Source organism: Pandoraea sp. SD6-2 (genome assembly GCF_000389825.1).
Taxonomy (GTDB): Bacteria; Pseudomonadota; Gammaproteobacteria; order Burkholderiales; family Burkholderiaceae; genus Pandoraea; species Pandoraea communis.
In genome coordinates, this window is the sequence record NZ_KB944458.1 from 69,313 (window position 1) to 81,738 (window position 12,426).

Below are 12,426 nucleotides of genomic sequence, written 5' to 3' on the forward strand. Positions count from 1 at the left end.
GGCTTCTGACGCCCGGCGTACGGGGCACCTGCCTGCATACGTCGTTTCGTTGGAAAGAGTGTCGCATCGCGCGGCCCCGGTGAAAACTTGTACAAATCACAGGGCAGGCCACGGGGCGGCGTCACTATCGGGGAAATCTCATGAAGTGATATATTTCCCCCGGCACCTGAAGGGACTTTATGAAAACAGAGATCTTCTACGCCCTCTACCTGATCGCCATCGTGACCGAAGCAATGTCGGGCGCGATCATGGGGATGCAACGCGGCATGGACCGCTTCGGACTCGCCTTCATCGGCATGGTGACGGCGCTGGGCGGCGGCACCATTCGCGACGTGCTGTTCGGCCGGCACCCGCTGGTCTGGATTGCCCACCCGGAATATCTGCTGCTCACGCTGGGCGCGGCCACGCTCACCTCCATCGTTGCGCGCCACGTGCACCGGCTGCGCATGACCTTCATCACCGTCGACGCCATCGGACTCGCGGCGTTCACCATCCTCGGTTGCGACATCGGCATGACCGTCAGCACGAGTCCGGTCATTGTCGTGCTGGCCGGCGTACTCACGGGGATTGGCGGCGGCATGCTGCGCGACCTGCTCTGCGGTCAGGTGCCGCTGGTGCTGCGCCGGGAGATGTACGCGAGCGTGGCGTGCATCGCAGGGGCGATGTACGTCGTGATGCTGCGTCTGGGTGTCGAGAACGGTATCGCGACGGGTATCTGCTTCGCCGCCGGCTTTGTCATCCGGATGCTGGCCGTGTGGTTCGGCTGGCGCTTTCGCACCTTTGAGAACGAAGCACCGGCCGAGCCGATGCACTGACGGGCCGGTGTTCCCGGTGCGATCAGACGCCGGCGTGTTCGCAGGGAGACGATGACGAGACGGGCGCCGCCGGGGCGGAAGTCGATGCAGCGCGCTTTGCCGGACGACGTGATTCGCCAATACCGCCGGATGCCATCCGGCCGGTCTGCGTGGCGCAGTAGTCGAGTGTCTGGCGCAGCAGCGTGTCTACCTTGCGCAGCGACAAGCCATGACGCGCGGCGACTTCTTCGCGTGTCAGGTCATCGACCCGCAACTCCATGAGCACGCGCCGGTGATGTCCCGACATCTCGTCCAATGCGCGGGAGAGCGCCGCAAGCTCGGAGCGCGCACCGGCCACCGCCTCCGGGCCGGGCCCCCGGTCTGGCAGGACGTCGAACACTTCGTGCTCCTCGCCAAGCGATTCCCACATGCGACGACCGCGCATCTGGTCGACCGCCAGGTTGTAAGCCATCCGGAACACATAGGTCTCGGCGCTGTGCACCGCGTCGGGCAACGTGGCGCTGCCAAGGCGCACCCACGCCTCGTGCAGGCTGTCGCTGGCGGTATCGGAACAACCGATCCGGCGCGACAGCCGGCGCAGCAAGCGCTCGTAGTTCGATTCCAGGCACTCGCGCAGCACCCGAATGGCCGCGCCGGTCTGCCCGGCCCCGCCGAGTTCGCGCGCCTCGGCGGCCGAGACGGCGTCGGCAACGCTGTTTGCCGTGCCCAGATCCACTTCAGCGCCTCCCGTGCTCCGTGCTTCCCCGTACTGTCCACGCGCGAACATTGTTTGCCCCCCGATCCCCATGAACGCTTCTGTCTGCCATTTCGTGCAAGCCTCAATGACATGACGGATATCGAAGGGCAAATCCGCAGATTATTTTTTGTAACGCACCGCCTGCCGTCACAGATGTGCCTTTTCCTCCCGCGTGAGCTGCATCTTCTGTGCTTCGGTCAACTCTCCATTCCCAACCAGTTGGAATGCGCTCGACGGGTCGTAACTCGCCCTTGCCTGCGGCGCGAGCGATGCGCCCTTCTGGTCGGCGTTGGGGGCGGGTGTATCCGAGCCCCCGCCCAGCATGCGGATCGAGAAGATCGACGGCGCGTTCTGACGCTGCGCCGCCCGGTCGCGTGCCATAGCGTCCTGCGCGGCGGTGGCTGCCTGCGCGGCCGTGGCACTCGCATTGGTCAGCGCGCCGACATTGACCGCCGCAATCACCGGCAACCCCGTCGACTTGCCCTGCACCTGAACGTTGGCGGCGTTGACGATCGCCAGCGCTGCGAAGTTGACGTTGCCCGACACACGAATCCCGGCTTCGCCCGCGTCGATGGTGCCCAGCGGCGCGACCAGGTCGATGTCGCCGCCCGGCACCTCGGGCAGCGGCGCCAGCGTGGCGATACCCGCACCGCTGGACGGCACCGACGGCGAGAGCGCCACGTCGCCCACGTTGTCGTACACGCGCTTGGGCGGGGTGTAAAGCACCGTCGTCTTCGAGCCACGACCGGCGTTGATGTCCCCTTCGGCCGACCACGCCTGAATGCCGCCGCCAAAGGTCGTCATTACCCGCGACAGACCGAGCAGGATGCTGTCCCGGCTGTAGAGCTGAACGTCGCCTTCGCCTTGCGTAACCACACCTGCGGTCGCGCCGGGCGTTACCCCTTCGACACCCACCAGCGTTCTGCCGCCCGGGTTCAGCATCTGGATGTTGCCGCCGAAGTTGGTGCGTACACCGGCATCGGTCGTGACAGGCGTCGTCACACCGTTCACTGTATTCGTACCCGTCACGCTGCTGAACATCGTGATCGCGCCGTCGTAGCTTTGCGGATTGCCCTGCACGTCGTTTGCCGGGAACAGCGTGGCGATGGCGCTTCGACCGCGCAGATAGCTGCCATAGCGCGGGCTGCTCGTGTCGTTGTACTCGCGTCCGCCGAGCAGCAACTCCTTGAAGTACACCTCACGCACGAACACGCCCTGCTGCACCTGCGGCAACGCGAGGAAGTACCCGAGTGCATCGGCCGACGTTCCGGTGTAGCCGAAGCGATCCTTGAGCCATGCCGTCAGTTCGTCGCCGTAGGCGTGAACCACCTTGCCACTGCCGGCCAGCGCGCTGCCGCTGGCCAACTGGTTGGCCGGATCGAAGTACAGCCTGGCGAAGCGCGTGTAATCGGGGCCGTTGGCGCCCACGCCGGCGAGCACCGAAATGTCTGCGCCGCCGGTGGTGTTCGACGGGTGCATCACGTCGCCCACACTCGTGAGCATGCCGACATAACCCTGATACAGATTGCGTCCCGCCTGCATTTCCAACAGGCCCGGTCCGACAATGTTCGCCGACTGATAGATGATGTCGCGCCCAGCCTGCATGAGCGTGACATCGCTGCCGGTCAGGTTCGCGAACGTGTCCGGCAACGTGCCGACACCGACGATGTCGCGCCCGGCCATGACCTCGAAAGGCTTCGCGGCGACGTACCAGACGCCGTGCGTCGGGACAAACTGCGCCACAGGGTCGTTCAGGCTGACAAGCGTCTTGCCGATACTCAGATCGTCGATATCCACGCCGGCATAGATACGGGCAGGCACACTATCCTGCCCGTGCAGCGGCGACGTTATGGTGTCTTCGCCATACGCAAGCGGATTGGCCGCAGCCTGACGAATCGCCGCGTCCGGCGACGCGCTGTTGAGGTTTGGCCCCTTGATCGTCTGGAAGAAGGGATGCTGCGGCGTGGCCAGGCTCGCCATGTCGGCGCCGGACATTGAGACCGTCGCGCCCTGCCCATAGATCGTGCCCGCCGCAAACATTTCGAGTTGCCCCACTGGCGAGGCGATCAACTCGAGATTGGTTCGCGGATCGTCCGGCGTCATCGCCGTATTGAACCGGATGTCGCCATTGGCGGCCGTCACGCTCAGGCTGCCCGGGAAGAAGCTGCCGCCGTTCGCGGTGCCATTGCCCGCATATCCACCGTCGATGGGCATGACATCGCCGCCGGCCGAGAACAGGCGAATGGCGGTGGCCGGACGGAAGAGCGTGAACTGCGTGTTGCCGCCCTTGGTCAGGGAACCCGTGGCAGTCGTGTAGAAGGCGCCGTCGACGTTCTGCGACGCCGTCATGCCCGCGTCGCCGACCCCGCCCAGCACGAGATCGCCACGCGCACTGACGCTGACCGTGCCGTCGCCGGGGATCAGCACCGGTCCGCGCGTCTGCGTCACACCTTTGATCGTCGTGAGCGCCTGTGCGCGCGGATCGTAGGACTTCCAATAGCTGCCGTTGGCATACGCCGCCGTCGCACCGACCGAGCCCGCGTCGATGGTGGCGTCGCCGCGCAAACTCGTCACCGAACCGAAGTAATCGCCAGGACGGTCCGACTGCCCCACGGACGGACGTCCGTTGAGCATCCCGCCGACCTTCACGCTCAGATCGCCACCGCCCGTCTGCACCAGACTGCCGTCAGACAGCACACGACCGGTCGAGGCAACGGCGAGGTCGAGGCCCGTCGACTGGAAGTTGTTCCCGGACGTCATCACGCCAGCGTTGCGTCCGGCCACCAGCGTCAAATTGCCACCACCAAGCGTGCCGATGCCCTGGAAACCGATGATTCCCGGAGCGATATTGTTTGGATCGAGCACGGCCATCGAGCCGAAGTTGATCCCCCACGCGGTCGGGTCCGTCGTGAGTCCCGCCCCGCCCTGGCGCCACAGCCAATTCGACGTGAGGTTACTGTCGACGAAGCGCTGCGAGTTATCGGCCATCTGGATATTGCCGGTCACATCCTGCTGTGCCGATATCAGCACGTCGCCACCATGCTCCGGATACCAGACCTGAACACCGCCGCCCGAACCGGCTGCCGGCAGGTTATACGGATTGGTACCGTCCACCGCGAGTGTCGGCGCGGAATTCGTACCGGCCGTATAGACGCCATACGGCGTGGCTTCGCTGAAGTTGCCGCCGGCAAGAATCTCGAGATTGCCCGTCCCGGTGCGCAACACGCTGAAGGACTTAGCGCTCAGCGAGTTGTTGTACGCCGCGTCGCTCAGCGTGACATCCCCTTGTCCCGCGAGCGCACGTGCCGCCTGCAACCCACGCGGGTCGGCAGAGGTAACGTCTGCGCCACCGACAAGGCGAATCGAAGCGGAGGACGAACCGGGCGCGAGCATTGGCGCCATCGGCGACGTGGGTGCCGCCCCAGCAACGCCGGGCGTGACCACAGCTCCCAGGGGCGGCAAAGTTGCGACATCGAAGACGAGATAGCCGTTCCCCCCTAAAGAAGGCCCGGGATTGAGTGTGGTACCCGCCGGGATCATGCTACCCGGCCCATAGGCATGGCCAGCAATATCGACAAAGGGAACGCCATACCCCGAGACCATGTCCTGATAGAACTGATCGTTCGGCACGGTCCAGTCATTCATCAGTGTCACTGCACTGGAATAAACGTAGCTGGAATTATTCAGACCGGTGTCGCCAGGCGACCACAACTGCGCATTAGGATCCGTCGAGATGTCGATCGGAGTGTAGACCGCTGGCGTGCCAGAGGACGACTTGAACCCATCCGAAATGCTGCCCCCGATCGTCAGATTGCCGCCCGCGCGCAAGACCAGCGCCATCGGTTCGCCCGCGCCATACGTTGCCGAATTCGGATCACGATCCGCCCCTGCGCCGTAGCGGTACTTCGACAGATCGATGTCGCCGATCGTCGACAGATCGCCAACGGAGGCGATCTGCACGCCGGGGCGCAGGTGGTAGGCGCTGCCGTAGGCCGAGAGACCGGCCGTGCGCGCCGCCAGCGCACCGTTACCGGCAGCGGCGTTCATGAACGCAGTGCTGGCCGTGTCGTAACCGTCAAGCGTCGCCTGCGAAATCGCGCTGCCTGCCGCCAGGTTATACGTCCAGAAGCCATTGAGCGCGACGCTGTTGGCACCGCGTATCGTCAGCGGCCCCGGTGCGTTGATAGCGATGTCGCCCGACGTCTCCCCCGTTCGCATCGCGTTGAGGATGACCTCGCCGTAGCGCCCGCCGCCCGGTGTGCTGAGATCGAACACGGCGCCCGGCGAGAGCGTCATCGTGCCACCCGACGTCGTCAGTTCGATATGACCGCGATTCTTCGATTCGATGGGCACGCCGTAGCTGTCAACCTGAAGCTTCGTGCCGTGCGCGTCGAGTACCGCACCGCCACCGAGCGTAAGCCCGTTGCCGGCCGACAAACGAATCGTGCCCGGCGACGTGCCGGAAGCGTCGATCGTGCCGTTGACCGTCAGATTGCCACTGTCGACCGAGATGCCGACGTTATGCGCCTTCACGCCGTCGCCGACGACCAGATCGCCCTGCTTCTGCACGAAGTTGCGCGAATCGAAGAAGCCCCCCCGCGTGAGCAGCGCGTTCAGTCCGGCAAAGTCGGTGAAGGTGCCCGCCGCGGCCCCAAAGTCAGCGCTGACAAACCCCGGGTTCGCGCTGCCGCGCAACAGGCCGTTCAGAGTTACCGTGCCGGCACGAGCGTCGATCGTAATCGCCCCCGCATTGCTGTTTTGCGCAGAAACATCGACGATCGAGCCAGGCGACTGCGTCACGCCGCCCTGCGCGCTCGAGAACGTCGCCGTGCCGCCGAAGCCGTAGACGGTGTGCGCCTGAATCTGCGAGGTCTGACCGCTCAGATCGATGCGGCTGCCGTCGGCGAGCACGACGTCGTGCGTGGCGTCCACGGCGAGCTTGCCGCTGGGCAGCAGGACGGTGCTGCCAATGCGCACGTTATCGCCCGTCAGATCGATCTCTGCACCGGCAACCGTCGACGTTGCCGTGCTTGGCGTCGTTCCCGCCGGGGCCACGACATTGAGCGCGCCGCCCGCCGTATAGCCGATGATCGATTTCTGCGTACCGGTGAGCAGCGGCGTCGCCAACGTGAGGTTACCGCCCGTGCCGCTCTGACCGAAGACCGCGCCGCTTTGTGTGCTCGGCGCCTGAAACACGAAGAGCTTGCTGTTGCCGGCCGACATGATTCGGTCGCTGGCCGTCAGATCGACGTCGTTGAAGCCGTAGATGGTGCGCGTGACGCTGGTCGTATCCACCGGCACGAACTGGCCGAGATCGATTTCCTTCGCCACCAGGCTCAACGCGCCGCTGCCCGGGCCACCCGTCAATATCGCCGGTGCCGATGCCCCCGCCACGCCGCTCCACGTCAGCCGGTCGGCAACAATCGTTGCGCGATCGCCTGTCGCGCCATAGCCGTAGATCGCCGGGGACTTCAGAACGACATCCACGCCCGAGCCACGCGTATCGAGACCGCTGCTGCCGAACACGTTGATCGCCCCGGCGGCGCCCAGCGTGATCTTCTCGAGGGCAGGTGCGCCGCTCGACGCGTCGCCATGCATCAGCGTCGAGAGCATGGCCTGATTGAACAGCATGCCTGCCGGGTTCCCTGCGGCAGCCACCTGCGACGCGTCGCCCACATTGAGCGAGCCCACCGCGAGCGTGATATTGCGCGCGCCGAAGCGTGCCGTCGAATCGAGCGTCGACGAGCCATTGGTCGAGAAGACCAGCGTGCCTTCGGAGAACAGGCCTGAGCCCGCCCCTATCGTGATCGCACCGTTGCTCGATTGCGTGCCGGCAAATGCTATCTCGCCGTTCGACAGGCCAAGCACCGTGTTATTCCCGGCGACGTAGGGCAACCCCGTCGTCGCAGTGTCGAACGGTGCCGCGCCCTTGCCAACAGTCGTCAGCGTCACGTTATTGCCCAACGTGATGTTGGTGCCGATCAGATAGATCTCGCCGGCAGACAAGGTGACGCCGTCGCGCAAGTAGAGATCGTTGACGCCGCTGTTGTAGATGCTGTATCGCTGTCCCAGCGTCGGAGCCGCGTAGCCGTTAATGCTCAGGCGCGGCGCGTTGATCGCGCTCAGGTCGTTTGCCGCAACCGACAACCCCGTGAATCCCGGCGTTGGGGTTCCCGTAGTAATTTCGCCGACGTTCTCCACCGCGACCTGTCCCGCGACACCGCCCTGCGCAGCGCGGAACAGCGCCTTGCCGTCGAACGTGAAAGCCGGCGTCGTCGGCGCCTGGTCGGGCATGACGAACACAATGTCGAGCGCACGACCGTCGCGCGGCAGCATCGGCGTAAGGTTCCCGAACTGCGCCGCCTGACTCGAGAGGAAGTCGCTGTAGCTCTGTTCGTTGAACTGAGAATATTTGCGCACGGCCGTGCCCGGCGTGACCAACAGGGTCGACGGCAGTTGGTTGACTACCGGCGTGTTGGCGATACGCAGATACCCCGCAGTCAAATAGGTGTCGTTGCCCGCCGCCGTCGCGATGGCCGGCAGATTCTGGCCCGTACCGCCGATCTCGACGCGATAGGCCCCAGGCAGCAGTGCGTAGTTCGACGGCAGCAACGTGTAGGTGCCGGCAGGCAGGCCCGGCACACCGTTGCCGATGGTGACGCGCTGCCCGACGACCGGATCGCCCGCACCGTTCTCCGACGCCACTGGCGCATAGTTCGACGCGTAGCCCGGCAAGATGGCGTAGACCTTGTCGCTCGCCTTGCTGAGTTTCATGGTCGGGTTTGCATTGACCAGCGGCGTGTTGAGCACGTTGACCGAACCGCCTCGCCCCGACACGAATCCCGCGCCGGTGAGCGAGCCGCCGCCCGAAAGATCGACCACCGCGCCACCGTCCACCGCGATCGACTGTCCCTTGAGCCGGATACCGGAACTGATGCCCCAGCCACCCGCCGTGAAGCCGCCCGCATCCAACGGCGAGATGCTCGCGCCGTTGTAGGTGTACGTCACGCCGTCGAAGGTGCCGCCATAAGGCATGGTGAGGCCGTCGGTGGACACCGATGTCACGCTGCCGGGCAACAACGCAATGTTCCGGGTGATGCCCCCCGAACCCGGTACGTTATCGACCTGTCCCAAGATCAACGTCCCCAAGGGCGCACGCACCACGCCGCCCTGTTTGATGTTCGGCGCCGACATCAGCAGCGAGCCGAACGCGGACATCGGCATATCCGGCACGTCCGCCGTCGTGCGGCCCAGTGTCAGGGTGGCGTTGTAGTCCGGGTTGTTTGCTCCCGCGACGATGTTCGCTCTGGCCCCCGTCGTCGGATAAATCTGCGCCCCTTCGAAATCCAGGTCCCAGGGCGAGCCCAACGACGTTCCGGCCGCCAACGCCGTTGTCGGAAGAAAACGAATATCGCCCTGACTCACGAAGCGTGTCGTCTTGAAGCCCGCGGCGGGGGTCTGGACCCACTGGCTGAGATTCGTGTCCCAGTAAGAGGTGTTGGAAGAGAAACTGACTGGCCCCTGAATGTCGATGAGGTTCGCGTCGACCTCGAATGTCGCTGTGGTCGGTGTCTTAGCCGGCTGCACGTTGCCGATGGCCCCGGTCCGATAGCCGTCGCGATAGACGGCTGGTGTAGCGCTGAAGCTCACGTAGGGCGCGGCCAGCCGCACGGTGTTGCTCGTGGGCACCGGTATGCCCGCCTGGGGCAGGTTCGACGTGATGGCGTTCGCCACGAGCTTGAGGCTCTTGTCGAGCGAGAGCGACACATCGCCATTGAAAATCAGAAAGTCGGTCGACAGCAGCGACGCCGAACTGAAACCACCGTCCTTGATCTGATCGACGCTCACCGTCGCCTGCCCGAACGCCAACGAGGCCGAAGCGGAAGGTCCGGTGAGCGCGGCCGGAACGCCGCTGTGCTGTGTGACCACGAACTTCCCAGGGACTAGCACTGACATCGGAATCAGATTGGCCGGATCCTGATATTGCGCCGTTGTCAACGACAGCGACAAATCGCCGCCCGAGGTACCTGCGCCGCCTGACTTGGCATGCGCGTTGCCGTCGAACATCAGACCGCTCATCGAATTCAGCGCGATCGCCCCGCCGTTGGAGACCAGCGCCATGCTGCCCGGAGCGTTCGACGGCTGCCCCGGCACCGTCGCCGTACTCACCTTCACCGCCGCGCCATCGGCGTTCAACTCCGCGCCCGGACGAACGATCACGAACGATACGCTGCCGTTCAGCGCGATGCTGCCGGCGTCCGACACGGTGCCGTAGGTGCGCCCGGAGGCGTCGACAGTCGTGTAGCCAAAGCCGGAGACATCGAGCAAGGCCGTCGGCCCCAACCAGATCGCCATGCCAAGGTTGTTGCCGGCAGCGTCGAAATTGCGGGCACTGGGCAATGCGCCATCGGCTTGTGCATTCAGTGTGATCTTGCCGCCGCGGGCGGTCAGCGCGCCATCGACAGTGATCTGCCCGAACGAATCGAGCGTGATGTTCTGGCCTGGATCGACAACGACCGATGCGCCCTGCCCGATGCTCACCTCACCGCCCGCCTTGTTGCCCTGATAGTCCTTCGTGATCGAACGCAATGCGAGGCTGGCCCCGGCGCGCTGTGTGAGCATGGCAGGCTGCGCGTTTTCCGCAAAGAGTTGCGGCAGCACCACCTCCATGACCTTCGACGGATCGCTGCCGGTGGGGGCGCTCGCGCTGTTTGCCGTGAAGTGGTACACAGGCATGACCGGCGCGAGCTTCACGCTGTTGTCTACGCGCACGCCCTGCCCGCCATTGATGTCGTAGCTCGAGAACCCCGCGCTGAAGAACGGCGTATTGCTGCCCGACGCGCCCGCGTTGAACGTCGGCACCGGCGTGACGGCGACGTTGCGCGCGAGCGTCGTGCCGGCCGGGATGACCACCCCTATGGGGTAGGTCACGTCCACGTTGCTGATCGTGCCCGCCGTGTACACGATACGGTATGGCAGGATCGAGAAGCCGGTGGGGAACACCTTCGACGGAATGACGGTGCCTGCGGGCATGTTGCCGCTGCCGTCCGCGCCAAACATATTGAAGATCAACTTGCCCTTCGGCAGCGTGTCGCCGGGATAGTATCTGCTGTATCCGGAATTGACGTCCGTGTTGTAAGCGAGTATTCCCACGCCAGCGGGTACGACCCAATCGGCTGCGGTGGGGGTGCTCGGCGCCACGTCGAGCTGAATCGGCACCGGGAACGGCACGTCCATGATCAGCTTGGTGTGCGCATCGACCGAGGAGAACGGCAGCGGCGTGCCTGCGGGAACGGTGTAGGGCTCGGCGAGTTTCACCGCGACGTTCGCCGACGTTCCTGCCGCCAGTTCGCCACCGGCCAGCGCCGCGTTCGCACCGATCATGACGGCGTCCGGCGTCGAGATCGTGAGTTTGCCGCCGCCGTTCACGCCATACGCGAGGATCGTGCCGTTCATCGTCATCGTGCCAACGCTGACGTTCACATTGCTCGCCGAGTCGCCGGCGATCAGCGTGACGTTGCCACCGGTGCCGCCCCGGGTCTTGCCGTTGGCGAGCATTGCGCCGCCAGACGACACGTCGATCACGCTGCCGTCGCCGATGGTCAGATCGCTGGTGGAATCGAACGTGACGTTGCCGCCGTTCAGGAAGGCAACCTTGGAGAGCGAGTCGGGATCGGTAGCGCCGTTGACCCAGAGCCCGCGCACGTCGATTCTCGCGCCCGGCGACAGCGTCAGTCCCACCGTGCCATTGGGCTGGAACAGCGCCACGGGGTATTGCTCGCCCGCGCGCAGATAGGTGTTGGAGATATTGACCGTGCCACTCGGCACGATGATGTTGCCGCTCACCTCGACACCCGGCGACACCAGATTCAGACGGCCGCCGTTATCCAGACGCAGGTCGCTGCGCACGTTAATGTCGCCAGACGTCACGAGGTCCAGCTCGCCGTAGCCGGTGGCATTCAGACGCGCCGCATCGAGCCAGAGCGTATTCGTGCGTGTCGCGTCGAGCGCATCGCCCGCTTTCATCTGCGACGTGATGTCATCGATCGCGCCGATCACGACATCCGTCGCGAAGGCCCCTGTGCGGCCCACGCCCGTGTACTGGCCAAGCGTAAGCGAACCGGCACGCGGTACGGCGAACTGGCTGAGGGTGTAGCCGTCGGTGAGCCCGGACGGACGTGCCTGCGTCTGCACCGGGCCGGTGTAGACGTTGGCGACCACGTCGCCCTCGAGCACGGCCGTCGGTGCCGAGATCGACAGCCGGCCCGCGTCGCGCCCGACCGTGTAGCCGTTTTGCAGCACGCGCGTGGGCGCGATGAGCGGGCTGGCGTACGACTCGGTCAGGTTCTTGCCCCAACGCCGGTGCTCCACCTCGAAGCCGTTATAGACACCCGTATAGAGCACGTTCGATGGCGCGGTATTGACGTTGTAGAGCTGACCGTCTACGCCCTTGAGCCACGTCTGATTCAGATAGCCCGTCTGCACATTGAGCGAGCCGCCCGACAGGTTGATGAGCGCCCCCTTCTGCGTCACCACCTCGTTGCCGCCAATGGTCACGGTGCCGCCCTGCGCGGCCCACTCGCCAATGCCGTGCGTCTGATTGGCCAGATAGCCACCAACTTCCAGCAAACCTCCGGCGGTGTACCAACGCTCGTTCGCGTAGCCCCCCACGGACGCCGGAACGTAGATCAGACGCCGGCGGTCGATGTAGACGTTCGCATTGTTCAGTGCCGTGTTGTCGCGGTTGCCCGGTGCGTCGCGCTGCTCGTTGCCTTGCACGTTGATCTTGACGTTGTTGCTGTCCATCGACAGCGACACGCCGACCGCGCCTGAAACATCCAGTTGTGCCCCGTTTGCCACGAAACTGCGACCCGT

At 65.0% G+C, this 12,426-nt stretch carries 3 protein-coding genes; 1 reads left to right on the forward strand and 2 read right to left on the reverse strand.

Going from position 1 to position 12,426, the window contains the following annotated elements:
* The first annotated feature begins 179 nt into the window (after window positions 1-179).
* Window positions 180-815: a trimeric intracellular cation channel family protein gene (locus C266_RS25505; RefSeq protein WP_010805337.1), complete on the forward strand. Its 636-nt coding sequence runs from the start codon at window positions 180-182 to the stop codon at window positions 813-815.
* A 22-nt stretch (window positions 816-837) separates the two neighbouring features.
* Here C266_RS25505 and C266_RS25510 read toward each other — a convergent pair whose 3' ends face one another.
* Together C266_RS25510 and C266_RS25515 are read right to left on the reverse strand one after the other, a co-directional pair.
* The gene (locus C266_RS25510) at window positions 838-1,530 is read right to left on the reverse strand and encodes an RNA polymerase sigma factor (protein ID WP_168162960.1); all 693 of its coding nucleotides are present in this window, start codon (window positions 1,528-1,530) and stop codon (window positions 838-840) included.
* 168 nt (window positions 1,531-1,698) lie between these two features.
* Window positions 1,699-12,411: a filamentous haemagglutinin family protein gene (locus tag C266_RS25515; protein ID WP_036664567.1), complete on the reverse strand. Its 10,713-nt coding sequence runs from the start codon at window positions 12,409-12,411 to the stop codon at window positions 1,699-1,701.
* Window positions 12,412-12,426: the final 15 nt, after the last annotated feature.

Excerpts from the sequence above, each read along its gene's own strand:
- C266_RS25505 (WP_010805337.1), top strand. The coding sequence starts at position 180 with ATGAAAACAGAGATCTTCTACGCCCTCTACCTGATCGCCATCGTGACC.